The sequence below is a fragment of the Shinella sp. AETb1-6 genome (assembly GCF_009826875.1).
Lineage (GTDB): Bacteria > Pseudomonadota > Alphaproteobacteria > Rhizobiales > Rhizobiaceae > Shinella > Shinella sumterensis.
In genome coordinates this window covers 604,098-630,853 of the sequence record NZ_WUMM01000001.1, presented here as the reverse complement: position 1 = coordinate 630,853, position 26,756 = coordinate 604,098, and the positions used below count along the sequence as shown (strand labels likewise).

The following is a 26,756-nucleotide window of genomic DNA, read 5'->3' as shown; positions in this document are numbered from 1 at the left end:
CTGCCTTTGGGTCGCAGGCGAACGCAAAGCCGGTTTCCTAATGCCGGAAAACCGCCTATGTAGGCGCGAGAGGCCCGAGGAGACGTTCATGAAAATCATCGACACCGACCACCCGTTCTACCGTCCGCTGTGGCGGCGGCTGCTGCTGGTCGCGGTGTGCGCCGCATGGACGGCTGTGGAATTCTACAACAACGAGCAGACCTGGGGCACGATCTTCCTCGTCGTGACCGCCTATGTCTTCGCCAACCTAATCCTCTTCTTCAAGCCGTCCGCCGCCGCCGAAAAATCGGCGGAAGAGACTGGCGAAACAAAGAGCTAGCGCGATAGGCCGAGGCTCTTTTCCACGTTGATCCGCCGGATCGTTTCGTCGATCAGCATGTTGGCGATCTTCATGCGCAGAGTGGCGTTGGCGCGCATGGCCGGCGGGGCCTGGTCGGGATGGTTCTCGCGTGCGAAACGCCGGCGCAGCCCGACGAGATCATCGACGCTTTCCGTTCCATCCAGCGCCAGATCGTCGGCCACCTCCTCGGGCGTGGTGCGCAACAGATGCGGCGGTGGCGCCGGGGGCGGGGGAGACGGTGCGGGCTCGACGGGCTCCGGCGGAGTCGTCTCCTCGTAGAGATCGAGATAGGCGGCGGCCGCCTGCGAGCCGGAAACGAAGGCGTCGTTGCCGCCGGGACCGGTAAAGCCGCTGGTCAGGCCGCGGATCGTCGGAACCGGCGCAATCGGCTCGGCGTCGTCTTCCGGCTCGGCCTGAAGCGCCTCGGCCTTCAGCCTTTCCAGTACCGATTCGAAAACCGTCATGCCGAGCATCGTGTGTCCTTGCTCATTCCGGCGAGAGCGTCTGGCTGCGCTGCCAGATCAGATCGTAGAGCAGTTTGGCGCTGGGTGGCAGCGCCCGCCCTTTGACCGAGATAAGGCTGTAAGGCTTGATGTCAATCTCGAAATCTGTGTTGAGAATGCGGATTTCGCCGGCCTGCGCGCCGACATCGGCGATGAAGGTCGCCATGTCGCGCGCGACGGGGGCAATCGCGTTCGAGCCGTGCACGATGGCGGTCGTGAGCAGGATCGACGAGGTGTTGACGACGGTGGACGGCAACGGCACGCCGGCGGCGATGAACAGCTCCTCGATGCGCCGGCGCAAAAGCGTGCCGGCGGACTGGAAGACCCAGTCGTAATGCGGCAGGTCGGTCAACTGGACGACCGGCTTTTCCGTCAGCGGATGCCCCTTGCGCACGATGAGGCAGGCCTTCTCGATGCCGATCTCGGTGACGTCGAACAGACGCGGATTGAGGTCGTCGGGCACACGGGCGATGATGAAATCCTGTTTCGCGTCAAGCAATTCGCGGGCGAGAACGTTGCTTGTTTCAACGCGCACATTCACCTCGATGCCGGGATAGGCGGCGCTGACCTGCTTGATGGCGGGCACGGCCAGGCTGATGGCCGGTGCCGTCACCGAGCCCAGAAAGACCGAGCCGCCGGTGCCGGATTTCAGCGCCGAAAGCTCGCGGTCGACCTCGCGCAATTCCAGCAGGATGGCGCGGGCGCGCCGCGCGAGCGCCCGGCCCGCGGCGGTGAGCGTGACGCCCCGCGCCGCGCGTTCACAAAGCTGTGCCTTGAGAATGGTCTCCATGTCCGTCAGCATGCGGGAGGCGGCAGGTTGCGAGATGTTGAGGACGTCGGCGGCGGCGCTGACCTGCTTGTGCTCCTCGATGGCGAGGATCATGCGCAGGTGGTTGAGCTTGAGGCCGCTGCGCAGCAGGCCGACATTCTGCAGGGCATCGGCGCCCTCGTCGATGAAGCCTGGATCGTCTCTTGTGTCATCGGAGCGCATTGCGATCGCTTTTCCTAAAAATAATATATATCGGCTTTTATATATCAATTTTGATATCTCTTTAGAAGCTTATTGCATTTGACAGTTATGGCAATTCCGTGGATTTTTTGCGGAATGTGCGCTGGGCTCTGGGGAGGGGAACGGCTGGACGAAGTATCCGCCAGTCTGGACCGCCGTCTGAATGCGGCCCATCGCGCACAGAACAATGCCTGGCTGGAAGTTCGGGCCAGTGCGCAAAAGGGAGAGACCTTTCAATGAAAATGATCACTTCGCTGCTCGCCGCCGCTGCCATGAGCGTCGCGTCGTTCGTGGCGCCGTCCTTTGCCCAGGATAAGGGCATGGTCGGCATCTCCATGCCCACCAAGACGTCCACCCGCTGGATTTCCGACGGCGAGACGATGGAAAAGCTGTTCAAGGAAGCCGGCTATACCCCGGACCTGCAGTTTGCCGACGACGATATCCCGAACCAGCTGGCCCAGATCGAGAACATGGTCACCAAGGGTGCCAAGGTTCTGGTCATCGGCGCCATCGACGGCACGACGCTGTCCGACATTCTCCAGAAGGCTGCCGATGCCGGCGTAAAGGTCATCGCCTATGACCGCCTCATCCGCGACTCGGGCAATGTCAGCTACTACGCCACCTTCGACAACTTCCAGGTCGGCGTGCTCCAGGCCACCAGCCTCGTCGACGGCCTCAAGGCGAAGTTCCCGGACACCAAGCCGTGGAACGTCGAGCTCTTCGGCGGCTCGCCTGATGACAACAACGCCTTCTTCTTCTACGACGGCGCGATGTCGGTTCTCCAGCCGCTGATCGACAAGGGTGACATCGTCATCAAGTCCGGCCAGACCGGCATGGAAACCGTCGGCACGCTGCGTTGGGATGGCGCGGTCGCTCAGGCCCGCATGGAAAACCTGCTGTCCTCGACCTATACCGATGGCCGCGTCGATGGCGTTCTGTCGCCCTATGACGGCCTTTCCATCGGCATCATCTCGGCCCTGAAGGGCGTCGGCTACGGCTCGGGCGACCAGCCGATGGCCATCGTCACCGGTCAGGACGCCGAACTGCCGTCCGTCAAGTCGATCCTCGCCGACGAACAGTATTCGACGGTCTTCAAGGACACGCGCGAACTCGCCAAGGTCACCGTTGGCATGGTCAACGCGATCATGGAAGGCAAGGAGCCGGAAGTGAACGACACCAAGACCTACGACAACGGCGTCAAGGTCGTTCCGTCCTACCTGCTGAAGCCGGTCGCCGTGGACAAGTCCAATGCCGAGAAGATCCTCGTCACGGACTCGCACTACTACACGGAAGACCAGATCAAGAACTGATCGTTCTTTTGTTCCCGGGGGTTCGCGCGTCGCGTGCGGACCCTCTTTTCTCCGGATCGCAGAGCGAATAGGCTCGGTTCCCCCGCCGCCCGGTGGGGATGACCGCTGGAAACTTTATATGAGCAAGACCCTTCTCGAAATGCGTGGCATCACGAAGACGTTCCCGGGCGTGAAAGCGCTCGACAACGTCAACCTGAAGGTCCGCGAAGGCGAGATCCACGCCCTTGTCGGCGAAAACGGCGCCGGCAAATCCACCCTGATGAAAGTGTTGAGCGGGGTCTATCCGGCCGGCTCCTACGAGGGTGAAATCCATTTCGACGGCGAAGTCCGCCGTTTCTCCACGATCTCCGACAGCGAGCATCTGGGCATCATCATCATTCACCAGGAGCTGGCGCTCGTGCCGCTGCTCTCGATTGCCGAAAACATCTTCCTCGGCAACGAGGTCGCGACCAACGGCATCATCGACTGGAAGAAGGCGTTCCGCCGCACACAGGAACTGCTGGACAAGGTCGGCCTCAAGGAATCGCCCGGCACGCTGATCACCGATATCGGCGTGGGCAAGCAGCAGCTCGTCGAGATCGCCAAGGCGCTCTCCAAGAAGGTGCGCCTGCTCATCCTCGACGAGCCGACGGCCTCGCTCAACGAGAAGGACTCCGATGCGCTCCTGAAGCTGCTCGTGGAGTTCCGCGCCCAGGGCATGACCTCGATCATCATTTCGCACAAGCTGAACGAGATCAAGAAGGTCGCCGACCAGATCACCATCCTGCGCGACGGTGGCACGGTCGAGACTCTCGACTGTCATAACGAGGACATCTCTGAGGACCGCATCATCAAGGGCATGGTCGGCCGCGAGATGGAAGACCGCTACCCGCCGCGCGAGCCCAAGGTCGGCGAGACGCTGCTGGAGGTGAAGAACTGGAACGTCTTCCACCAGCATCACCGCGACCGGCAGTTCCTGCACGATGTGAACTTCACCGTGCGCGCCGGCGAAGTCGTCGGCATTGCCGGCCTCATGGGGGCAGGGCGGACGGAAACGGCGATGAGCCTGTTCGGCCGCAGCTGGGGCCACAAGATCACCGGTGAAGTCACCATGCGCGGCAAGCCGGTCGATGTCAGCACGATCCCCAAGGCCATCGACGCCGGCCTCGCCTATGTGACTGAGGACCGCAAGCATCTCGGCCTCGTGCTGATCGACAACATCATGCACAACACGACGCTCGCCAATCTCGGCGGCGTGTCCAAGGGCACTGTCATCGACAACCACGAGGAAGCGAAGGTCGCCTCCGGCTATCGCCAGAAGCTGCGCATCCGCTCGCATTCGATCTATCAGGAAGCGGTCAATCTTTCGGGCGGCAACCAGCAGAAGGTGGTTCTGTCGAAATGGCTGTTCACCAATCCCGAGGTGCTGATCCTCGATGAACCCACGCGCGGCATCGATGTCGGCGCCAAGTTCGAAATCTATACCATCATCAACCAGCTTGCCGCCGAGGGCAAGGGCATCCTGATGATCTCGTCGGAGATGCCGGAACTGCTCGGGACCTGCGATCGCATCTATGTCATGAACGAAGGACGCATCGTGGCCGAGCTTTCCAAGGCGGAAGCAAGCCAGGAATCCATCATGCGCGCCATCATGCGCTCCGGGGAGAAACACTAATGGCCACCGATACAGCGACAAAGACGACCCAGCCTTCGGTGGGGGATTATCTCAGGAAGAACATCCGCGAGTACGGCCTGCTGGTCGCGCTCGTCGTCATCATGATCTTCTTCCAGGTCATCACCAACGGCGTTCTCTTCCGTCCGGTCAACATCACCAACCTCGTCCTGCAGAACTCGTTCATCGTCATCATGGCGCTGGGCATGCTGCTGATCATCGTGGCGGGGCATATCGACCTGTCGGTCGGCTCCATCGTCGCCTTCATCGGCGCGATCTCGGCGATCATGCTGGTGAAATGGGGGCTGCCGGCCATCGTCGTGGTGCCGCTCTGCATCCTGGTCGGTGCCGTCATGGGGGCCGCACAGGGCTACTGGGTCGCCTACCAGAAGATCCCGTCCTTCATCGTGACGCTCGCCGGCATGCTGGTCTTCCGCGGCATGACCTATGTCGTGCTCGGCGGCCGCCCGGTCGGTCCCTTCCCGAAGGACTTCCAGATCCTCTCGACGGGTTTCGTGCCGGATTTCCTGTCCTTTACCGATCCCGCGACGAGCCTGATCAAGAACTACTTCGCGTTGGTCATGGTCGTGCTGCTCGTGGCCTACGCCATCTATGCCGGCCTGCGCGAGCGTCGCCTCAATGCGCTGCATGAGACCGAAAACGAGCCCTTCGCTTTCTTCGCCGTGCAGATGCTCATCATCGGCGCCGTGGCGATCTTCCTCGGCTTCCAGCTCGCGACCTATCGCGGCCTGCCGAACGTTCTCGTCGTCATGGGCGTGCTGATCGCCTTCTACACCTTCGTGACCACGCGCACGACGATCGGCCGTCGCGTCTACGCCATGGGCGGCAACGAGAAGGCGGCGAAGCTTTCGGGCATCAACACCGAGCGGCTGACCTTCTACACCTTCGTCAATATGGGCGCGCTTGCAGCCCTTGCCGGCATGATCATCGCGGCCCGCCTGAACTCGGCCACGCCCAAGGCCGGCGTCGGCTTCGAGCTCGACGTCATCGCGGCCTGCTTCATCGGCGGCGCCTCGGCGTCGGGCGGCGTGGGCAAGATCACGGGCGCGGTCATCGGTGCGTTCATCATGGGCGTCATGAACAACGGCATGTCGATCATGGGCATCGGCATCGACTACCAGCAGCTCATCAAGGGCCTGGTGCTGCTCGCCGCCGTGTTCTTCGACGTCTACAACAAGAACAAGGGCTGACCGGGGAACCGGCCAGGCCACACGGGTTGCAAGCATGTTTGACCGGCCGCGCCTGCGGCCAGTGCGGTGGCGTGTGTCCGCCGCAGGTGCGAAGCCTTGGCTGATGCCGGCTTGAGGAAGGAAACGGAAATGCTGATTTCGCAGGTATCCAACGCGGACGGTTCGATCACTGTCGTGGCGCGTGAAGAGGGCGGCAAGGGCCGCGCGGTCAAGGGTGCTGAAAGCGTCTATGCGCTCGCCATGGAAGCCGCCAATGCGGGCACGTCCCTGAAGGCCGTCATCGACGGCAAGGGCCTCGGCGACGAAGTCGATCTCGAAGCCGCCTATGCCGCGGGCCGCCTGCTGCCGCCGATCACCCATCCGGACGCCGCGCATCTGCATCTCACCGGCACGGGCCTCACCCATCTCGGTTCGGCCGCCACGCGCGATTCCATGCACAAGAAGACGTCGGAAGCCGACGAGGAATCGCTGACGGATTCGATGAAGATGTTCCGCATGGGGCTTGAGAACGGCAAGCCGAAGCCCGGCGAGAAGGGCGTCCAGCCGGAATGGTTCTACAAGGGCAACGGCACGCAGGCCGTCGCGCCCGGTGCCGCGCTCACTTCGCCGTCCTTCGCGCTCGATGGCGGCGAAGAACCAGAAATGGCCGGCATCTACGTCATTGCCGCCGATGGCTCGCCGTTCCGCATCGGCTTTGCCGTGTCGAACGAATTCTCCGATCATGTGACGGAGCGCATCAACTATCTCTATCTCGCGCATTCGAAGCTGCGCCAGGCGAGCTTCGGCCCGGAAATCCGCGTCGGCGCCGCGCCCGATGACATCAGGGGTTTCTCGCGCATCGTCCGCGACGGCAAGGTCCTGTGGGAAAAGCCCTTCGTTTCCGGTGAGGCGAACATGTCCCACACCTTCGCCAATCTCGAATACCACCACTTCAAATACGGCCTGTTCCGCGTGCCGGGCGATATCCATGTCCATATGTTTGGCACGGCGACGCTGTCCTTCGGCGATGGCATCCGCACGCAGGAAGGCGATGTGTTCGAGATCGGCGCTGACGGGTTCGGCCTGCCGCTGCGCAATCCGCTCGCCATCGCCAAGGAAGAAGAGATCGAAATCCGCCAGCTCTGAGGCTGCGGACTGGAGGCTGAGACCATGACGATCCACCAGAACCTGATTGCCGGCGAATGGGTCGGCGCGGACGGGGTCGAGAACATCAACCCGTCGAATACCGGCGACGTCGTCGGCACCTATGCCCGCGCCTCCGCCGAGGACACCAAAACGGCCATCGCGGCGGCCAAGGCGGCGTTTCCGGCCTGGTCGCGCTCGGGCATTCTCGAGCGCCACGCCATCCTGCGCAAGGCCGCCGACGAGATCCTTGCCCGAAAGGAGGAGCTTGGCCGTCTCCTGTCGCGGGAGGAGGGCAAGACGCTGGCGGAAGGCATCGGCGAGACCGTGCGTGCCGGCCAGATCTTCGATTTCTTCGCCGGTGAATGTCTGCGCCTTGCCGGCGAGGTGCTGCCGTCGGTGCGTCCGAATATCGGTGTCGAGATCACCCGCGAGCCAGTCGGCGTCGTCGGCATCATCACGCCCTGGAATTTCCCCATCGCCATTCCCGCCTGGAAGATCGCGCCCGCGCTCTGCTATGGCAACACGGTCGTCTTCAAGCCGGCCGAACTGGTGCCGGGCTGCTCCTGGGCCATCGTCGATATCCTGGTGCGCGCCGGGCTGCCGAAGGGCGTCTTGAACCTTGTCATGGGCAAGGGCTCGGTTGTCGGCCAGACCATGCTCGACAGCCCGGATGTCAACGCCATCACCTTCACCGGGTCTACGGGCACCGGCAAGCGCGTGGCCGTCGCCTCCGTCGAGCATAACCGCAAGTACCAGCTCGAAATGGGCGGCAAGAACCCCTTCGTCGTGCTCGATGATGCCGACCTCGACGTGGCCGTCGAAGCCGCCGTCAACTCGGCCTTCTTCTCGACCGGCCAGCGCTGCACGGCCTCCTCGCGCGTCATCGTGACGGAAGGCATCCATGACCGCTTCGTCGCGGCCGTGGGCGAGCGGCTGAAGAGCGTCGTCGTGGACGATGCGCTCAAGGCCGGCACGCATATCGGCCCGGTCGTGGACGAAACGCAGCTCAAGCAGGACACCGACTATATCGAGATCGGCCAAAAGGAAGGCGCAAAGCTTGCCTTCGGCGGCGAGCTCCTGAAGCGTGACACGCCCGGTTTCTACCTGGCGCCGGCGCTCTTCACCGAGGCGACGAACGAGATGCGCATCTCGCGCGAAGAGATTTTCGGTCCGGTTGCCGCCGTCATCCGCGTCAAGGATTACGAGGAGGCGCTGGCGATTGCCAACGACACGCCGTTCGGCCTCTCTTCGGGCATCGCGACGACCAGCCTCAAGCACGCCACGCATTTCAAGCGCAATGCCGAGGCCGGCATGGTGATGGTCAACCTGCCGACGGCGGGCGTCGATTTCCATGTGCCGTTCGGCGGCCGCAAGGGATCGTCCTTCGGCTCGCGCGAGCAGGGCAAATACGCCAACGAATTCTACACAACCGTCAAGACCGCCTACACCCTGGCGTGAGACAAAGGCCGCTCGGGCTTCCGGGCGGTCCCTTCAAGGACTGGAAAGATGACGAAGAAAGCGGAATGGCCGCGCAGGCTGCGGTCGCAGGAATGGTACGGCGGCACGAGCCGTGACGTGATCTACCATCGCGGCTGGATGAAGAACCAGGGTTATCCGCACGACCTGTTCGACGGGCGCCCGGTGATCGGCATCCTCAACACGTGGTCGGACATGACGCCGTGCAACGGCCATCTGCGCGAGCTTGCCGAAAAGGTGAAGGCCGGCATCTGGGAGGCCGGCGGCTTCCCAATGGAAGTGCCCGTCTTCTCCGCCTCTGAAAACACCTTCCGCCCCACGGCGATGATGTACCGCAACCTTGCGGCGCTTGCCATCGAGGAAACCATTCGCGGCCAGCCGATGGATGGCTGTGTCCTCATGGTCGGCTGCGACAAGACCACGCCGTCGCTGATCATGGCGGCCGCCTCCGTCGACCTGCCCTCGATCGTCGTCACGGGTGGGCCGATGCTGAACGGTTACTTCCGCGGCGAGCGCGTCGGCTCCGGCACGCATCTGTGGAAGTTCTCCGAGATGGTGAAGGCCGGCGAGATGACGCAGGAGGAGTTCCTCGAGGCCGAGGCTTCGATGAGCCGCTCGTCGGGCACCTGCAACACGATGGGCACGGCCTCCACCATGGCCTCCATGGCCGAGGCGCTCGGCATGGCTCTGTCCGGCAACGCCGCCATTCCGGGTGTCGACAGCCGCCGCAAGGTCATGGCGCAGCTTACCGGCCGGCGCATCGTGCAGATGGTCAAGGACGACCTGAAGCCCTCCGATATCATGACCAAGCAGGCCTTCGAGAACGCCATCCGCACCAATGCGGCGATCGGCGGCTCGACCAATGCCGTCATCCACCTGCTGGCCATGGCCGGCCGCGTCGGCATCGATCTGACGCTGGACGATTGGGACCGCTGCGGCCGCGACGTGCCGACGATCGTCAACCTCATGCCGTCGGGCAAGTACCTGATGGAGGAGTTCTTCTATGCCGGCGGCCTGCCGGTCGTGCTGAAGCGCCTCGGCGAAGCGGGCCTCCTGCACAAGGACGCCATCACCGTTTCCGGCGAGACCGTCTGGGACGAGGTGAAGGACGTCGTCAACTGGAACGAGGACGTCATCCTGCCGGCAGAGAAGGCGCTGACGCAATCGGGCGGCATCGTCGTCGTGCGCGGCAATCTCGCGCCGAAGGGTGCGGTGCTGAAGCCTTCGGCAGCCTCGCCGCATCTTTTGACGCATCGCGGCCGCGCCGTGGTGTTCGAGGATATCGACGACTACAAGGCCAAGATCAACGACGACAATCTCGATATCGACGAGACCTGCGTCATGGTCATGAAGAACTGCGGCCCCAAGGGCTATCCGGGCATGGCCGAGGTCGGCAATATGGGCCTTCCGCCGAAGGTGCTGAAGAAGGGTATTACCGACATGGTGCGCATCTCGGACGCGCGCATGTCCGGCACCGCCTACGGCACCGTCGTCCTGCACACCTCGCCGGAAGCCGCCGTCGGCGGTCCGCTGGCCGTGGTCAGAAACGGCGATATGATCGAGCTCGACGTGCCGAACCGTCGCCTGCATCTCGACATTTCCGATGAAGAGCTGGCGCGCCGCCTTGCGGAGTGGACGCCGAACCACGAGTTGCCGACGTCGGGTTATGCCTGGTTGCACCAGCAGCACGTACAGGGCGCCGATACCGGCGCCGACCTTGATTTCCTCAAGGGCTGCCGTGGCAGCGCGGTGGGCAAGGACAGCCACTGAACGTCTGCGGGCGCGGTTCTGTGAATCGCGCCCGTCCTGTGTCATTTCGATACAGTTCGGATGACGCCTCGACCCGCTGGCAACAATTTTTTTCCCTTCGTCAATTTTTTCTACAGTCGCACGGAACCGGCGAGGGCGGGATCTCCTTTCAACTTGCGATATCGGTCCAATTCCGGCCCGGTCGCTGAAGGGAGGTTCCCCATGTTTGAAAGATCACAAGGCGTATCGATCCCCAGAATAACGGGCGTATTGCTGGCCGCGGCGGTTCTTGCCGTTCCAGTTCATGCGCTCGCCCAGCAGAAAAGCCGTAGCGGCGGACTGGGTGTTGGCGTTGGCGTCAGCGTCGGCGGTCTGAATGCCGGTGTCGGTGCGAAAGTTGGAGGCAGCGGGGGGCTTGCAAACGTTGGCGTTAATGCCAGTGTCGGCGGCTCCAACGGTATCAATGCACGCTCGAACACAACGGTTGGCGGCTCGCGCGGACTGGCGGATTCCCGCACGACCGCATCGATCGGCGGCCGTAACGGCGTGAATGCCGGCGTAAATGCGAATGTCGGAGGCTCGCGCGGATTGGTCGATGCCAATGTGAATGCGCGTGTCGGCGGTTCGAACGGCCTGCGTGCCAATGTCGGCGCCAATGTCGGCGGGCGCGGATTGGTCGATGCGAATGTCGATGTCGGCATCGGCGGCGGCACGGGTACCAACCCGGGCACGGGCGTGAACCCCAGCAATCCGGGTGGCGGCGTATCGACCGGCCGGGATCGAGACGTCGTGCGGCAGTTCTCGCAGATGTCGCGCGGCGAACGCATGCAGCTCATCAAGCGCTGCCGCAGCGTCAATAGCAGCGGTTACGATGCGAGCCTCGTGTCGCTCTGTCGTCTGCTGGAAACGGCATCCCGCTGATATGAATGGCGTGGCGGTCTTTTCGGGGCCGCCACGCCTCAACTCTGGCTCTGCGACTGGCTCTGGCCGGCCGTCTCCACGCGGATCGCAACGTTCATCGTCTCGGCAGCGTGCCCAACCACCATCCCGGAAACGGGTGCGGCGTCCTTGTAGTCGAGGCCCGTCGACAGGCGCACATAGCGGTCGTCGGGGCAGATCTTGTTGGCTGCATCGAACCCCACCCAGCCGAGGCCCTGCAGATGCACCTCCGCCCAGGCGTGGCTCGCCGTCTGCGCCGGCTCGTCCATCAGCAGGTAGCCCGAGACATAGCGCGCTGGCAGGCCGAGGTAGCGTGCGGCGGAGAGGAAAATATGGGCATGGTCCTGGCAGACGCCCTGCTTCTTCTCCAGCGCCTGTTCGGCCGTCGTGTCCGGTGCGGTCTCGCCCGGCCGGTAGGCCACCGCCGCGTGCAGCTTCGCCATCAGGTCGTGCATGCGCGAAAGCTCGCTGTCGCCGGAAGACGCCCTGGCCAGTTCACGCACCAGCTTGCCCGGCCTGGTGAGCGGCGTCTCGCGCAGGTAGAGCCAGAGCGGCACGAAGCCCTGATGCGGACCGAATACGCCGGCCCGGTCTTCCGTCTCCACCTCGCCTTCGGCGACGATGCGGATCGTCACCTGCTCGGCCTCGGTGCTCACGAGATCGACATGGTTGCCGAAATGGTCGGTATAGCCCGCCTCCAGATGGGCGCCATGCACGGTTGTCTTCCAATCCCGCACCGTCTGGCCCGGATGGTTCCTGGGCGTCAGCCGCAGCCGTTGCAGCGAATACTGCACTGGGTCGGCGTAATGATACTCGGTCGTGTGGCTGATCTTCAGTCGCATCCTTTGTCCTCGTCCAGCCACTAGCGATAGAAACGGTAGCCTTCGGAGATCTCTTCCCCGAGGCGGTTGTTGTGCACGATGAATTCCTCGATGAATTCGTGCAGGCCCTGTTCCATGATGTCTTCCATGGCGCGGCTGCGCAGCAGCATCATGGTCGACGACGCCGTGTCATGGGCGGCATGGTTCTCGCCGTAGAGCTTGGCGAGGTAGCCGAGATTGGTGACGATCTTGTCGTAGCTATAGGCCAGCGAGCGCGGCATGCGATCGTTGAGGATCAGGAAATCCGCGATATTGGCCGGCGAGTAGTCGCCGTCATAGACCCAGCTGTAGGAGCGGTGCGCCGAGACGGAGCGCAGGATGGATTCCCATTGCTTGTTGTCGAGCGAGGAACCGACCTTGGCGATGGCCGGCAGCAGCACGTAGTACTTGACGTCGAGGATGCGCGCCGTGTTGTCCGCCCGCTCGATGAAGGTGCCGATGCGCGAGAAGTTGTAGATGTCGTCGCGCAGCATGGTGCCGTGGAACGCGCCGCGGATGAGGCCGGTCCGGCGCTTGATGACGTCGATGATCTCGGGCATGTCGGCCGGCTTCGCGCGCCTGGACAGGAGCTGCTTGAGCTCGATCCAGCATTCGTTGGTCGCTTCCCATGTCTCCCGGGTCAGCGCGGTGCGCACCATGCGGGCGTTGTTGCGCGCCGAATCGATGCATGACATCACGCTCGAGGGATTGGCGCGGTCGCGCAGCAGGAAGTCGATCGCATCCGCGCTTGTCAGCGTGGCGTGCACGGCGTCGAAATCCTCTCTCACGCCGGCGCTTTGCAGCACGCCGTCCCAGTCCTCGTCGGAGGAGCCGGAGCGCGTGAGCGCCATGCGCAGGCCCGCGTCGATCAGGCGGGCAATGTTTTCAGCCCGCTCGATATAGCGGAACATCCAGTATAGGCCGTTTGCAGTGCGTCCCAGCATCGGCTCAGTCCTCCAGTACCCAGGTGTCCTTCGTGCCGCCGCCCTGGCTGGAGTTGACCACCAGAGAGCCTTCTTTCAGCGCCACGCGGGTCAGCCCGCCGGGAATGATCTGCACCTTGTCGGACACGAGCACATAGGGTCGAAGGTCGACGTGCCGCGGCGCGATGCCCTTGTTGACCATGATGGGAACGGTGGAAAGCGACAGCGTCGGCTGCGCGATATAGTTGGAGGGCCGGGCCTTCAGCTTTTCGGCGAAGGCCGCGCATTCCTTCTTCGAGGCGGTGGGACCGACCAGCATGCCGTAGCCGCCGGAGCCGTGCACTTCCTTCACGACGAGTTCGCTCAGGTGTTCCAGCACGTATTTCAGGCTGTCCTCTTCCGAGCAGCGCCAGGTCGGCACGTTCTCCAGCATGGCCTTGCGGCCCGTGTAGAACTCCACGATCTCGGGCATGTAGGAATAGATCGCCTTGTCGTCCGAAATGCCGGTGCCGGGCGCGTTGGCGATGGTGATGTTGCCGGCGCGGTAGACGTCCATGATGCCGGGAATGCCGAGGGCGGAATCCGGCCGGAAGGTCAGCGGATCGAGGAAATCGTCGTCGACGCGGCGGTACAGCACGTCGATGGCTTCATAGCCGCGCGTCGTGCGCATCTTCACCTTGCCGTCGACGACGCGCAGGTCCGACCCCTCCACCAGCTCCACGCCCATCATGTCGGCGAGGAAGGCGTGCTCGTAATAGGCGGAGTTGAAGATGCCGGGCGTCAGCACAGCCACGCGCGGCTTGCCCGAGCAGCCGGGAGGGGCGAGCGAGGCAAGGCTCTGGCGCAGGAGTTTGGGATAATCCTCGACGGGCCGCACCTTGTTGATGTGGAACAGCTCCGGGAACATCTGCATCATGGTTTCCCGGTTTTCCAGCATGTAGCTGACGCCGGAAGGGGTGCGGGCATTGTCTTCCAGCACGTAGAACTGGTCTTCACCCGTGCGCACGATGTCGGTGCCGACGATATGGGTATAGACGCCGCCCGGCGGCTTGAAGCCGATCATCTGCGGCAGGAAGGCCTCGTTGCGCTCGATCAGCTCGCGGGGAATGCGGCCGGCCTTGATGATTTCCTGCTTGTGGTAGATGTCGTCGAGAAAGGCGTTGAGGGCGATGACCCGCTGTTCGATGCCCTGGGCGAGCTTGCGCCATTCGCGGCCGGAAATGATGCGGGGAATGATGTCGAAGGGAATGAGCTTTTCGGAGCTGTCTTCGTGCCCGTAGACCGCGAAGGTAATGCCGGTCTTTCGAAAGAGGTTTTCGGCTTCCTTCGATTTGGCGATCAGGCGGGCCCGATCCTGCCCCTCGTACCATTCATGATAGTGTTCGTAAGGCTGGCGCGGGTTTGAAGCCGCATTCATCATTTCGTCAAATGCCAAAGGCGTGTTCCCCTTTTTTCCCATTTGAGTACAACACACGGGGCAATGCAAGAACCATGCTCAATTAGCGATGAAGAATTCGCGTGAGGGTTGGCGCGCCGGCGAAACCGTCCTGCTCGGCCCTTCGCGGCCGCGAAGGAGGCCGGCTTGCGTGGGCGGCGGCGGGGCCGGGCTGAGTGGTTGCTCAAAAAAGCGGCAGTTGCCGCAGGGCTGATCGGCGACATTTTTTGCTGAACCTAAGCTTCAGGGAAATTCCTTTGACCGGCACGCGGGCGGGCCTTATCGCTCGCGCACGATTGTTCTCCTGACGGTACTTCCATGTCGCTCGACCGCCTGGCGCCTGCCATCTTCGTTCTGCTCTGGTCGACCGGCTGGGTGGTCGCGAAATATGCGACCATCGTCTCCGAGCCGTTGACCTTCCTCGGCGTCCGCTATCTCGTCGCTGCCGTGCTGTTTGCCGGCCTGTGCCTGGCATCGGGCGTATCCTGGCCGCGCGACGGGCGCACCATTGCCCACGCCGTCATCTCCGGCGCGTTCCTGCACGGTTTCTATCTCGGTGCACTGTGGTGGGCGATCGGGCAGGGGGTTCCGGCGGCACTTTCCTCCATCATCGCCGCGCTCCAGCCGCTGATGACGGCGCTCGCCGCACCGTTCTTCATCGGCGAGCGGCTGAGTAGGGCGCAGAAGGCGGGCCTCGGTCTCGGCTTTTCCGGCGTGCTGCTTGCCGTCGTACCGAAGTTCTTCGGCCATGGCGCGTCCGAGATCCCGGCCTTCGCCATCGTCATCAACATGCTCGGCATGGCGGCCGTGACCTATGGAACGATCTACCAGAAGCAATATCTGCGCACGGGCGACATCAGGGCGATCGCCACGCTGCAATATATCGGCGCGCTGATCGTGACCGTGCCCTTCGCGTTGGCGCTCGAGACGCAGCATATCGATTTCGGCTTTGCCTTCGTCGCGCTGGTCGCCTGGTCCGTCCTGGGCATTTCGATGGGCGCGATCCTGCTGCTGCTCTATCTCCTGCGCCGCGGCCAGGTCTCGCGCGCCGCGTCGCTGATCTATCTGGTGCCGCCGCTCGCAGCCCTTCAGGCGGCCGCGGTCTTCGGGGAGGAGCTGACCGTCCCGATGATCCTCGGCACGGCCATCGTGGTCGTCGGCGTCTATCTTACCAACCGCAAGGACGTCGCCCAGGCTGCGTGACGCGACGCCGGCTGCACGGCCCTCAGTAGTCGACGAGCTCCAGTGGATTGTCCGTCGTTCCGAACGTGGGGTGTACGCCGAGCAGGGCGGCCGAGCGCGCGATGATGTCCTTGGTGATGGGTGCGGCGGTCGAGGCCGCGGTGCGCCCTCCGTTCTCGCCGGTCTTCGGCGCGTCGACGAAGGTCAGTACGACGTAGCGCGGCTTCGCCATCGGGAAACCTGCAATGAAGGCATTGAAGTTGATATCCTTGGCATATCGCCCGTTGATCACCTTGTCGGCCGTGCCGGTCTTGCCGCCCACGTCGAAGCCCTCGACCTGTGCGGAGCGGCCGGAGCCGTTCATGCCGTTCCAGCGGTAGAGGAAGCGCATGTCGTCGCTGGTCTTGTCCTTCACCACCGCGCGGGCGATCTCGGCGGCCGCGTCTTTCGACCGGGGAAGGAAGGTCGGGTTGATGAGGTTTCCGCCATTGATGAGCGCCGCCGCCGCGACGGCCGTCTGGAGCGGCGTCGTGGCGACGCCGTGGCCGAAGGAGATGGTGACCGAGTTGATCTTCTTCCATGTCCGCGGCTGGGTGGGTGTCGCGACGCCCGGCATCTCGGTCTCCATCTTCGACAGCAGGCCAAGCCGGGTCAGGAATTCGCGATGCCCGTCGATGCCGACCCGGTCGGCGACGGCGGCCGTGCCGATATTGGAGGAATACTGGAACACCTCCGGGATGGTGAGAGGCCGGTTCTTGCCCCTGAAATCGCGGATGGTGAAGCCGCCCATGCGGATCGGGCGGGAGGCATCGACCACCGAGGACAGCGTGATATGTCCCGCATCGAGCCCCATGGCGAGCGTGAAGCCCTTGAAGGTCGAACCCATTTCGAAGGTGGCGTTGCTGACCCGGTTGAACCAGCCCTTTTCGTAGTCCCGGTCGATGCTGCCGTCGGCCAGCGTGCGCGACGGCTGGTTGGGATCGTAATCGGGCACGGAGGCCATGGCGAGCACCTCGCCGGTCTCGGCATCGACGATGACGGCGCCGGCGGCTTCCGCCTCGTACTTGGTCATCGCATTCTGGACGACATCGCGGACGATATGCTGGACGCGCAGGTCGATGGATAGCCGCACGGGCTCCATGCGCGTGTCGTTGGTCAGGCCGGCGGCCCTGAGATCGGCATAGCCCTGCTGGTCGATATAGCGCTCCATGCCGGCCAGGCCGAGATTGTCGATGTTGACGTGGCCCACGACATGGGCAGCGGTTGGCCCCCCGGGGTAAAAGCGCCGTTTTTCCGGGCGAAAGCCGATGCCGGGGATACCGAGTGCGAGAATGTCGGCCTGCTGCCGCGGCGTCAGCTGGCGGCGCAGCCATTGGAAGGCCGACTTCGATTTGAGCCTGCGGTGCGTTTCGCTCCAGTCGAGGTCGGGCATGACGGTGGCAAGCTTCTCGACGACCTCGTCGGCATCGATGACCTTGCGCGGCTCGGCATAGAGCGAGACCGTGTTGATATCCGTCGCCAGAAGCTGCCCGTGGCGATCGAGGATATCGGGACGGGACGCGACGGTGTGCTGGTTGACGTTGATCGCGCCCGCCGTGAGCGTGTCCGTCAGGCCGTACTGCACGAGGCGCGCGCCGACGCCGGCATAAAGCATGACGAAGCCGGCGATGAGCAAGGCGATGCGCCGGCGCGGATCAGGCCGCGAAAGCAGCACGCCGCGGTTCGCCTTGGCCCGGATGGTGAAATGGGCGCGGCTCCTCAGCCTGACGATGAAGGATATCATTCGGGCAAAACTCGCGCATGAAACGAAGCGCAAGCCTGCCTGCCGCCGGCCCGAAAGCCAACCGACGGCCGGGCAAATGGCCGTATGTCGTTAAAACTGCATTAATATACATTTAAAATTGGCAAAGACGGCTTAACGCTTTCGCAGCGGTGAAGAGCCGCCTTGCACATACGAAAACGGCGGGCCGAGGCCCGCCGTCTGCATTGATCTGTCGTGGGTTCAGGCCTGTTCGCGGCGCTGGCCTTCCGGCCGGCGCGGCTTGCCCTGACGCTGCGGACGGCCCTGGCCGTTGCCGCCGCCATGGTTGCGGTTCTGGCGTTCGCCCTGCTTCTGGGCGGGGCGGCCGTGCTGCGGACGCTTTGCGCCCGAAGGGGCCGCACCTTCCGCCGCCTGCGCGCCATCGCTGAAGGGCTTGCGGGCCGGGCGCTGGCCGGCGCGGCCGCTGCCGTTGCCGCGACCCTTGCGCGACTTGCCGCCGGGGCCGGCGGTGATGACGGCAGGTGCTTCGCCGCTGGCGACGGTGATCTGGATGCCCATCAGCTTCTCGATATCGCGCAGCAGGTGCGCTTCGTCGGGCGTGCAGAAGGCGATCGCGATGCCGTCGCGGCCGTTGCGGGCCGTGCGGCCGATACGGTGGACATAGGCGTCCGGCACTTCCGGCAGGTCATAGTTGTAGACATGCGTGACGCCGGGAATGTCGATGCCGCGGGCGGCGACGTCGGTCGCCACGAGGACGCGGATCTCGCCGTCACGGAAGGCCTTGAGCGCGCGCTCGCGCTGGCCCTGGCTCTTGTTGCCGTGGATGGACGCGGCCTTGAAGCCGATATGGTCGAGATGCTTCATCAGCTTCTCGGCGCCATGCTTGGTGCGCGAGAAGACGAGCGACAGGCCATCCGGATTGTCGGTGAGCGTCTTGCGCAGGATCTGCGCCTTCTGGTCCTTGCCCGGAACGTGGTGGACATACTGCTCCACCTTGTCGGCCGCCTTGCCCGGAGGGGTCACTTCGACCTTCTTCGGGTTGACGAGATATTCGCCGGCCAGTTCGCCGATCAGCTTCGGCATGGTGGCCGAGAAGAGCAGCGTCTGGCGGTTCTTCGGCACCATCTTGGAAATCTTGCGCAGGTCATGGATGAAGCCGAGGTCCAGCATCTGGTCGGCTTCGTCGAGCACGAGATAGCGGGCCTGCGTCAGCGTCACCGACTTGCGCGCGACGAGATCGAGCAGGCGGCCGGGCGTGGCAACGAGGATGTCGGTGCCGCGGGACAGCATTTCCGACTGCTTGTTGATGGAGGCGCCGCCGACGACGGTGACGACACGCAGCGGCGTCTTCTTCACGAAGTCGCGCAGGTTGTCGGCGATCTGGTTCACCAGTTCGCGGGTCGGGGCGAGAATGAGGGCGCGGATGTTGCGCGGGTCGGGACGGCGGGCGTCGGCCAGCAGCTTCTCGATCATCGGCAGGCCGAAGGCGGCCGTCTTGCCGGTGCCGGTCTGGGCGAGACCGATCAGATCGGAGCCTTCGAGGACGAGCGGAATGGCCTTTTCCTGGATCGGCGTCGCTTTTTCGAAGCCGAGGGCGGAGAGGGTAGCGACGATGGTCTTCGAGAGGCCGAGGTCGTGAAAAGTGGTCAAGTCAAATACCTTTCGGGGCGCCAAACGACTTCCTAAGCAGTTCCGGACGCAAAACCGCGTCACACTTTTGCTGGAACTGCTTCAGGCCGGAACGCACCATGCGTTTCCGGTTTCGTTCGGCGTCAAGAACCCCGCGTGAATTGGGAACTTGTGGGTTGGTTGGCAGTCGTCTGCGCAGTCATCCGAAAAATGGGAGTCGGATCGTTCTCTTGCGCTTGTCCTTCTTAGCATCCCTCAAGCGGGAAATCGCAGGCTCGCTCACGCGGCGGCCGAAGGGCGACGCTGGGCCTCATGTCGTTGTTTTACGGCAAAAAGTCAAGTCCTGATTTCGCAGCTGCGAAAGCAGAGCGGTCATTCCATGCGCAGATCAAAGTCGGCCGACGCGGATATGGCGCCATTGATCAGCACCTCGATGCGGTGCGTTCCGGGATAGTAGACGCGCGTGGTGATCGCCCGGATGGCGTGGTCCCTGATGATCGTCTGGCGCGCGCCGGCGGGCAGGTCGAGCTGCTTCCACTTGAAAACCTTCGGCGCCAGCGTTCCGTTCGCCTTCACATGATGGATAGCATAGTCGATCATCAGCCGCTGCGGGGCCGTGTCGCCATTGGTGACGTCGATCGAGAAGCCCAGCTTGTCGCCGAAGACGACAACGGGCGTCGAGACCGCCAGCGTTGCCTCTATGCCCCTGGCGGCGGCGAAGCCGAAATTGGCGAGCGCCTTGGCATTCCCCTTCTTGAGAAGGGTGCGCGAGGCGTGGCGCAGCAGTTGCCGCCGCGCGGGCGACGCGCCCTCGATATGGCGCTCCACGAAATCGGCGACGAGGGCAGGATGGTCCTTCGCGATGTCGTTCAGGCTGTTGGCGACGGAGCGGCGCACATAGTCCTCGGGGTCGTCGAGAAGGGCAACCAGGATCGGCAGGATCGGATGAGGGTTCCTGACGAGACCGGGCAGGCGCATGGCCCAGGGCAGGCGGGGCCGGGTGCCCTCGCTGGCGAGCCGGCGGACATGGTGATTGGGGTCCGTCACCCAGCCGGAGATTTCGGCAAGCGCCCGGTCCTCATCGGCATGGATGAAGCGGCGGATGCCGAACTCGGCGGTGAAATGGGGCGTCAGCGCTTTCAGGAGCGCGAGCGACAGATCGAAATGCGCCAGGCCGTATTCGGACACGAACTGGTTGACCGGCAACAGCGCCCAGCCGGAGAGACCGGGCCTGCCTTCCGCCGGCAAGGCGCGGCGCAGGATGTCGGCGGCAGCGGGATAGTCGGCGGGAAGGGTTTGCGCCAGCGCCTGACGGATCCGGTCGGCCCGCTGCATCAGCTCGAGCGCATCCATGCCGGCGGTTGCCAGCCCGGTGAACCGGCCGCCATCGAAATCGGGCGCCGCGCGGGAGATATGCGTGGCCATCTCCTTCACGAGCCCGGGATGCAGCAGGTTCTTCAGCGGTTCGGCCATCGGTCTTCTCCTGTCGGTGGGCGAGTTTACCGGGCGTCTGCGCCACGGTGATAGGGGGCGGCACGGCTTTCCAACAGCTTCGTGCCTACCGCCACCCGGAACCGGAAAGGGCGCCTTGCGTTGGATGATACGTATCTGGCCACAATCATGTGGGATGCTTCTCGGTGCAGACGATCTGCACCGATGAACCTTGCTACGGGAGTGAAATATGACCGCTACGACTTGGATTCTCGCCGCCGACGGCAATCAGGCCCGCCTTCTCAAGGGCGTGAACCTGCTGAAGGACGAACAGCAGAGCCCTGAGCAGGAAGTCTTCCGCTGGGAGCCGAAGCGGGTGCAGGACATCATGGCCGACAAGCCCGGCCGCAGCCATTCTTCGGTCGGCCCCGGCCGCTCCGCCATGGAATATTCCAGTGATCCGGTGCGTGACGAACAGCAGAAATTTACCGCCGAGGTGGCCGGCCGTATCGATGATTACGCCGCCGAAGGCGCCTTCGACCGTCTGGTCGTCTGCGCCGCCCCGCAGACGCTCGGCGACCTGCGCAGCAAGCTTTCCGACAAGGCCCGTACGCTGACCATGGCCGAGATCGACAAGAACTTCTCGAACCTTCCGACGGAGAAGCTGATCTCCTCCGTCCGCTCGATCATGTTCAACGCCTAAGAAGCGGTCAGAGGCAGATTGAACGTGTGCCTCTTTCCCCTTCTCCCCGGTGGGGAGAAGGGCAGGCAACGGTATCCGACAAATCTAGAAATCCGTGGGAACGCCGCCCTCTTCCTTGCGCCTGGCGACGAACGCATCCAGTTCGTCCTCGATCGCCGGGTCGAGCGGCGGCCGCTCATACGCGTTGAGCTTTTCCTTGAAGACCCGGTTGGCGTGATCGTAGGTGGTCGGCCGGCCGGCTTCCGTCCATGTCTCGAAATTACGCCAGTCCGACAGGATCGGCGAATAGAACGCGGTTTCGTAGCGCGCCAATGTATGCGGCGTGCCGAAGAAATGCCCGCCCGGGCCGACATCGCGCACCGCGTCCACACCCAGCGCATCCGCGCTCACATCGAGCGGTGTCAGGTACTCGGCCACCATCTGCAGCATGTCCACGTCGAGGATGAACTTCTCGAAGGACGCCGTCAGGCCGCCCTCGGTCCAGCCGGCCGCATGCATGATGAAATTGCCGCCGCCCTGGGTCAGTGCCCACAGCGAGAAGGCGGATTCATAGGCCGATTGCGCATCGAGCGTGTTGGACGCGTTGGTGTTGGAGGTGCGGTAGGGGATGTTGTACTTGCGGGCGAGCTGGCCGCCGGCAATGACCGCCTTCATGTATTCCGGCGTGCCGAAGGCCGGTGCGCCCGTCTTCATGTCGACATTCGAGGTGAAGCCGCCATACATGACCGGCGCGCCGCGCCGCACCATCTGCGTGAAGGCGATGCCGGCGAGCGCTTCGGCATTCTGCTGCACCACCGCGCCGGCGACAGTGACCGGCGCCATGGCGCCCGCAAGCGTGAAGGGCGTGACCACCACGACCTGATTGCGCGACGACATCTCGATGATGCCCTGCAACATCGGCCCGTCGAGACGCAGCGGCGAAGAGGTGTTGATGATGGTGAAGAGCGAAGGCTCGCGTTCCATCTGCTCCATCGAGATACCGCGGCCTATGCGGGCGATCTCGATGCCGTCGAGATTGCGCTGCCTGCCGAGCGAATAGACGTGGAACACCTTGTCGGTGAGTTTCACGAGGTCGGACAGGCAATCGAGGTGGCGCACCGAAGCGTGGATGTCGACCGGCTCGACGGGGTAACCGCCCGTCGTGTGGATGATGTCGTACGACTGGGCGAGCTTCACCAGCTTGCGGAAGTCCTCCTGGTTGCCGGCGCGGCGGCCACCCTCGCGATCCGCCACGAAGGGTGCGGACGCGACCTGCGCGAAGACGAGATTGTTCCCGCCGATCTCGACATTGCGCTCGGGATTTCGTGCATGCATCGTGAAGCCCGACGGCACGGAGGCGATCATGTCCATGATGAGGCCGCGGTCGAAGCGCACCCGGTCTGTGCCGGGCGTGACGTCGGCGCCGGCCGCCTTCATGCGCTCGCGTGCTTCCGGCAGAATGATATCCATGCCGATCTCTTCTAGGATGGTGAGCGAGGCCTGGTGCACGGCCTCGAGCGCGTCCGCCGAAAGCACGGCCGACGGGGCCGTCGTGTTGACGAGGTTGAGATATTTCGCGGTGGCCGGCGGTCGTCGCACCCGTTCGGCGCCGCGTCCGCCGGTGCGGCGTCGGCGCTCCTGCGGCGCGTCGGACGCTTGATGGTCGAGATGGTTTTCGAGCTTGATGACGTCACCCATGCGGCACGACCCCGGTCTGTTCTGCCATTCACGCCTTTTCTCATATCTGCCGGCGACATGCGCAGCCATTTGCGACAGGCAAGTGCCCTGATGGAGAAGAGCCCCTCAAGTCATGGCAACGAAGTATTAACCATCCGTTCAAGGATTGGTGATACTCCCCGAGCTGTGTGAAACCTTCCTTCCGTGCCGCTTCGGGGAGTACTGGCATGGCCGAAACGCAAGACGAGTTGCTGGAAGCGGCCTGCGCGCGGGTCCGCGCCCATCCGCATCCGGCCTATGTCAAGAGCAGCGAACTGCGCTATCTCGCTGTCAACGCGGCCTATGCGGAGCTCATCGGCCTGGACGCTGCGGCGATGATCGGCCAGCGCAGCGACGAGATCGGCGAGGCTCCAGGCCTCGGCGATCGGGACGACCCGGAACGTCGTTGTCTCGTCTTCGGCAATCCCGAACAGGCCCGTTTCATCCATCCCTTCGGCAGCGGCAGTTTCGACATCGCGCTTCGGCGTGAGCGCCTTTCGCCGGCGCTCTCCATCCTCGTCGGCCTGTTCACGCCGTCGACCGCGGCCGCCGCGCCTCCTGCGGCAAACGGCAACGGAACGCTTCCTGCAAGCCCCGACAGCCGGGACGGGATCGTGGATGCGCTCGAAACGCTGGGCGCGGGCGTCGCCGTCTTCGGGGCGGATAATCGTCTGGCCTATGCAAACCGCGTGATGCGGGAATTCTACATGGGGCTTCTCGGCGACGCGGCGGATGGATCGGTCGATCTTGCCGCTGTTGCCGCCGCCCTTCACGACCTTGAGGTCGGAGAAAGGCCGCAGGCCGAGCGCGCGGCCTGGATCGCAGCGCGCCTTGCCAGTTACGACCTGCCGCTCTTCGAGACCACCGTTCGGGTCGGGGAGGAGTGGGTGCGCATCCTCACACAGCGCCGTCCGGATGGCGCGCTTGTGGTCCTGCGGATAGATGCGACCGCCGTGCGCGACAGCGAACATCGCCTGACGCAGCAATTGCAGGAGATCAGCCTCTACCGCGCATTGCTCGACGAGCTTCCCGTCGCCAGCTTCATGCGCGACGAAGAGCAGCGCATGATCTTCGCCAACCGCGCCTTCATCGAGCTGACCGGCCGGCATCCGGAGGAACTGCTCGGGCGAACCACGCGCGAGATGTATCCCGAACAGGGCGAGGCGTTTCACGAGCAGAACCAGTTCGTGCTCGACACCGGCGAACTCGTCGAAAGCGAGATCGAGTATCTGCGTGCGGACGGCTCCGCTTTGCCGACGATTTCGCGGCTCTACCGCGTCACGACGCTGGACGAAAAGCGCTACCTGATCGGTTCGATCACCGACACGACCGTGTTGATGAAGCGCGAGGCGCAGCTGATCGAGGCGCAGCGGCAGGCCGAAGCCGCCCGCGCGGATCTCGAAAGCGTGGTGGAATCGCTGCCCGTCGGCATCGTTGTGGTGGATGGCATCGGCGTCATCGAGCTCGTCAATGGCGCCTTCCAGTCCTTGTGGGATGGCGCCTTGCCGCCCATGAAGGGGCGCCCGCTCGGCCAGCTGATGCGGTTCCTGCGCGAGCAGGGCGGGGAAAGCGAAGGCGGCTGTGGCTCGAGCCCCGAAAGTCACGAGCAGGCGCTGTGTTCCATTCGGTCCGGCACCCGATCGGCACGCGAGGTCGCCTATGCGAACGGTCGTACGCTGATCGAAGCCGGCTGCACGATTTCGGGCGACCGCTGCCTTTTGACCTTTATCGACATCACGGACCGGCGTGAACGCGAGCGCGAGGTTCTTCAGACCCGCAGCGCCCTGGAAGAGGTCGGCAGCCTCATGAAGGACGCGGTTTCCTCGATGAGCCAGGGCCTGCTCATCGTCGAGGACGGGGCGGTCGTCCTGTCCAACGAGGCGCTGGCATCGATGATCGCGATGCCGCCGCACCTGCTGCAGTCCGGCGCGCGGCTTGAGGATCTGGTGCAAAGCTGCGTCGACCGCGAGATCGCCGGTTTCGTGGGAGACGAGCCGGTGGAGACCAGCGCGTTCGGGCGCATCCTCTTCACCGGCAAGCCGGCCACGCTCACCGTCTTCAGCGGGCACAAGCGCTGGCTGCGCCTGGATGTGACGCCGACAGGACGCGGCCGCTCGGTCATCGTCTTCTCCGACATCACGGACATCAAGAGCCGCGAGGACGAGTTGCGTCGGCTCGTCGCGCACGCCGAGATGGCCGACCGGGCAAAATCCGAGTTCCTGGCCAATATGAGCCACGAAATCCGCACGCCCATGAACGGCGTGCTCGGCATGGCCGAACTGCTCGCCAAATCGCAACTCGATACGCGCCAGAAGACCTTCATCGACATCATGGTCAAGTCGGGCAATGCGCTCCTGACGATCATCAACGATATCCTCGATTTCTCGAAGATCGATGCCGGTCAGATGACACTGCGCGACGTGGTGTTCAACCCGGTCGAGGCCGTGGAGGACGTTGCGACGCTGCTGTCGGCGCGCGCGGCGGAAAAGGATATCGAGCTCGTCGTGCGTGGCGCGGCCAACATGCCCGCCGCCGTGAGCGGCGACGCCGGGCGCTTTCGCCAGATCATCACGAACCTCGTCGGCAATGCGGTGAAGTTCACCGAGCGGGGCCACGTCCTCATCGACCTTGCCTCTCGCCCGACGGAAACGGGCGTGGAGATCGTCATCCGCGTCGAGGATACCGGCGCCGGCATTCCCACCGAGAAGATGGAATCGATCTTCGAGAAGTTCTCGCAGGTCGACAGTTCCTCGACCCGGCGCCACGAGGGAACGGGTCTCGGCCTCGCCATTACGGACGGGCTGACGCGCCTTTTCGGGGGCACGCTGGAGGCAAAGAGCGAGATCGGCACGGGCTCGGTCTTCACGGTGCGCCTGCCGATGGCGCTTGCCGCCGCACCGGTGCCAGACCGCATCGTGCCGGCCCGGGTGAAAACCGCGCGGATCGTCGTGGTCGATGCGCATGCGCTGTCACGCAAGGCGTCTCACGACATGCTGCTCGACTGGGGGTTCGACGCCACGGCGGTGGCCTCGGAAGACGAGGCGCTTGCGGTGCTCGCGGCGGCCGAGGATGCCGGTGTGCGGGTCGATGCCGTCATTCTGGATTACAGGCCCGATCATTCCCCTGCCTTCGTTGCGGCCCTTCGCAACCATCCCGGCACGGCGGCCATTTCGCTGATCGTGCTGACCTCGATGAACCTGTCGTCCGAAGACGACATGCTCGCCGGGCAGCATGTGCAGGCGCATCTCATGAAGCCGGTGCGCGCGGACCAGCTCCACGAGACCGTTTCGGAGGTGCTGCGTGCGGCACGCGGCGCCAGAAACCGGGGCGGCGCCGCACCGGCGGTGGAAAACAATATCCTGCCCCTGCGCCCCGTATCTTCACCCGCGACACCGGCAACGCAGGCCGAGGGCGAAACGCTCGATGTTCTTGTGGCCGAAGACAACGAGGTCAACCAGATTCTCTTCACGCAGATGCTCACCGCCGCGGGGCTGCGTTTCCGCATCGTGGGCAATGGCGAGGAGGCGGTCGCGATCTTCCGGGAAAGCCGGCCCGGCGTCATCCTGATGGACATTTCCATGCCGTTGATGAACGGGCTGGAGGCGAGCCGCGCGATCCGCGCGCTGGAGCGGGGCACCGGCAACCGCGTTCCCATCATCGCTGTCACGGCGCATGTGCTGCACGGCGACCGCGAGGAATGCCTTGCCGCCGGCATGGACGACTATCTCGCCAAGCCGATCAGCACCGAGAAACTGGAAGAACAGCTCGACCGCTGGCTGAAGCGCAGCAAGGCCGCCGCCGCAAACGGCAGGCAGCACTGAGC

At 64.0% G+C, this 26,756-nt stretch carries 20 protein-coding genes; 11 read left to right on the top strand and 9 right to left on the bottom strand.

Features of this window, described 5'->3' with window-relative positions:
• Positions 1 to 88: 88 nt before the first annotated feature.
• Positions 89 to 319 (top strand): hypothetical protein, encoded by a 231-nt coding sequence (locus tag GR158_RS02975; RefSeq protein WP_160869848.1) that lies wholly within the window; start codon positions 89 to 91, stop codon positions 317 to 319.
• Here GR158_RS02975 and GR158_RS02970 read toward each other — a convergent pair.
• Both GR158_RS02970 and GR158_RS02965 read right to left on the bottom strand, forming a co-directional pair.
• Positions 316 to 804, bottom strand: a complete 489-nt coding sequence (locus GR158_RS02970) for a hypothetical protein (protein WP_160869846.1) — start codon at positions 802 to 804, stop codon at positions 316 to 318. The two genes, GR158_RS02975 and GR158_RS02970, sit on opposite strands and share 4 nt — an antisense overlap.
• A 22-nt stretch (positions 805 to 826) precedes the next feature.
• Positions 827 to 1,834 (bottom strand): LysR family transcriptional regulator, encoded by a 1,008-nt coding sequence (locus tag GR158_RS02965; protein WP_134646824.1) that lies wholly within the window; start codon positions 1,832 to 1,834, stop codon positions 827 to 829.
• A gap of 254 nt (positions 1,835 to 2,088) precedes the next feature.
• Between GR158_RS02965 and chvE the strand changes: the two genes are divergently transcribed.
• From chvE to GR158_RS02930, 7 genes are all read left to right on the top strand, one after another.
• Complete coding sequence (gene chvE, locus GR158_RS02960) at positions 2,089 to 3,162, top strand: multiple monosaccharide ABC transporter substrate-binding protein (protein ID WP_134646826.1); 1,074 nt, start codon at positions 2,089 to 2,091, stop codon at positions 3,160 to 3,162.
• Positions 3,163 to 3,280: 118 nt separating this feature from the next.
• A complete protein-coding gene (gene mmsA, locus GR158_RS02955; RefSeq protein ID WP_160869844.1) occupies positions 3,281 to 4,816 on the top strand; it encodes a multiple monosaccharide ABC transporter ATP-binding protein in 1,536 nt (511 codons plus the stop codon).
• Complete coding sequence (gene mmsB / locus GR158_RS02950; RefSeq protein ID WP_134646830.1) at positions 4,816 to 6,024, top strand: multiple monosaccharide ABC transporter permease; 1,209 nt, start codon at positions 4,816 to 4,818, stop codon at positions 6,022 to 6,024. Before mmsA ends, mmsB begins: the two co-directional genes overlap by 1 nt.
• A 129-nt stretch (positions 6,025 to 6,153) precedes the next feature.
• The gene (gene araD1 / locus GR158_RS02945; RefSeq protein ID WP_160869842.1) at positions 6,154 to 7,149 is read left to right on the top strand and encodes an AraD1 family protein; all 996 of its coding nucleotides are present in this window, start codon (positions 6,154 to 6,156) and stop codon (positions 7,147 to 7,149) included.
• A gap of 24 nt (positions 7,150 to 7,173) precedes the next feature.
• Positions 7,174 to 8,607 (top strand): aldehyde dehydrogenase family protein, encoded by a 1,434-nt coding sequence (locus tag GR158_RS02940; protein ID WP_160869840.1) that lies wholly within the window; start codon positions 7,174 to 7,176, stop codon positions 8,605 to 8,607.
• Between the two features lie 48 nt (positions 8,608 to 8,655).
• Positions 8,656 to 10,395: an L-arabinonate dehydratase gene (gene araD, locus GR158_RS02935; protein WP_160869838.1), complete on the top strand. Its 1,740-nt coding sequence runs from the start codon at positions 8,656 to 8,658 to the stop codon at positions 10,393 to 10,395.
• A gap of 201 nt (positions 10,396 to 10,596) precedes the next feature.
• Entirely contained in the window at positions 10,597 to 11,295 is a 699-nt protein-coding gene (locus tag GR158_RS02930) for a hypothetical protein (protein WP_202402122.1), read from the top strand.
• A 38-nt stretch (positions 11,296 to 11,333) separates the two neighbouring features.
• Here GR158_RS02930 and GR158_RS02925 read toward each other — a convergent pair whose 3' ends face one another.
• Genes GR158_RS02925 through GR158_RS02915 form a run of 3 tightly spaced genes read right to left on the bottom strand, consistent with a single transcriptional unit; the run spans position 11,334 to position 14,516 of the window.
• Positions 11,334 to 12,155 (bottom strand): transglutaminase family protein, encoded by an 822-nt coding sequence (locus GR158_RS02925; RefSeq protein WP_160869836.1) that lies wholly within the window; start codon positions 12,153 to 12,155, stop codon positions 11,334 to 11,336.
• Positions 12,156 to 12,175: 20 nt separating this feature from the next.
• On the bottom strand, positions 12,176 to 13,117 hold the full coding sequence (locus tag GR158_RS02920) for an alpha-E domain-containing protein (RefSeq protein WP_134646842.1): 942 nt from the start codon (positions 13,115 to 13,117) through the stop codon (positions 12,176 to 12,178).
• A 4-nt stretch (positions 13,118 to 13,121) separates the two neighbouring features.
• Positions 13,122 to 14,516 carry a circularly permuted type 2 ATP-grasp protein gene (locus GR158_RS02915; RefSeq protein ID WP_202402138.1) on the bottom strand — a complete coding sequence of 465 codons (1,395 nt, stop codon included), beginning with the start codon at positions 14,514 to 14,516 and terminating at the stop codon, positions 13,122 to 13,124.
• 333 nt (positions 14,517 to 14,849) lie between these two features.
• Between GR158_RS02915 and GR158_RS02910 the strand changes: the two genes are divergently transcribed.
• Positions 14,850 to 15,734 carry a DMT family transporter gene (locus tag GR158_RS02910; RefSeq protein WP_160869831.1) on the top strand — a complete coding sequence of 295 codons (885 nt, stop codon included), beginning with the start codon at positions 14,850 to 14,852 and terminating at the stop codon, positions 15,732 to 15,734.
• 22 nt (positions 15,735 to 15,756) lie between these two features.
• On the opposite strand, the gene GR158_RS02905 is transcribed toward GR158_RS02910, so the two are convergent.
• The 3 genes from GR158_RS02905 to GR158_RS02895 form a co-directional block, all read right to left on the bottom strand.
• Positions 15,757 to 17,496 carry a penicillin-binding protein 2 gene (locus GR158_RS02905; protein ID WP_160869829.1) on the bottom strand — a complete coding sequence of 580 codons (1,740 nt, stop codon included), beginning with the start codon at positions 17,494 to 17,496 and terminating at the stop codon, positions 15,757 to 15,759.
• A gap of 219 nt (positions 17,497 to 17,715) precedes the next feature.
• Positions 17,716 to 19,125 carry a DEAD/DEAH box helicase gene (locus tag GR158_RS02900; RefSeq protein WP_160869827.1) on the bottom strand — a complete coding sequence of 470 codons (1,410 nt, stop codon included), beginning with the start codon at positions 19,123 to 19,125 and terminating at the stop codon, positions 17,716 to 17,718.
• Positions 19,126 to 19,476: 351 nt separating this feature from the next.
• Entirely contained in the window at positions 19,477 to 20,577 is a 1,101-nt protein-coding gene (locus GR158_RS02895; protein WP_160869825.1) for a DNA alkylation repair protein, read from the bottom strand.
• A gap of 208 nt (positions 20,578 to 20,785) precedes the next feature.
• On the opposite strand from GR158_RS02895, the gene GR158_RS02890 reads away from it, so the two are divergent.
• Complete coding sequence (locus GR158_RS02890) at positions 20,786 to 21,238, top strand: host attachment protein (protein WP_134646855.1); 453 nt, start codon at positions 20,786 to 20,788, stop codon at positions 21,236 to 21,238.
• An 84-nt stretch (positions 21,239 to 21,322) separates the two neighbouring features.
• On the opposite strand, the gene GR158_RS02885 is transcribed toward GR158_RS02890, so the two are convergent.
• The gene (locus GR158_RS02885; RefSeq protein ID WP_160869823.1) at positions 21,323 to 22,915 is read right to left on the bottom strand and encodes a trimethylamine methyltransferase family protein; all 1,593 of its coding nucleotides are present in this window, start codon (positions 22,913 to 22,915) and stop codon (positions 21,323 to 21,325) included.
• Positions 22,916 to 23,121: 206 nt separating this feature from the next.
• On the opposite strand from GR158_RS02885, the gene GR158_RS02880 reads away from it, so the two are divergent.
• Positions 23,122 to 26,754, top strand: a complete 3,633-nt coding sequence (locus tag GR158_RS02880; protein ID WP_160869821.1) for a response regulator — start codon at positions 23,122 to 23,124, stop codon at positions 26,752 to 26,754.
• The last annotated feature ends 2 nt before the right edge of the window (positions 26,755 to 26,756 follow it).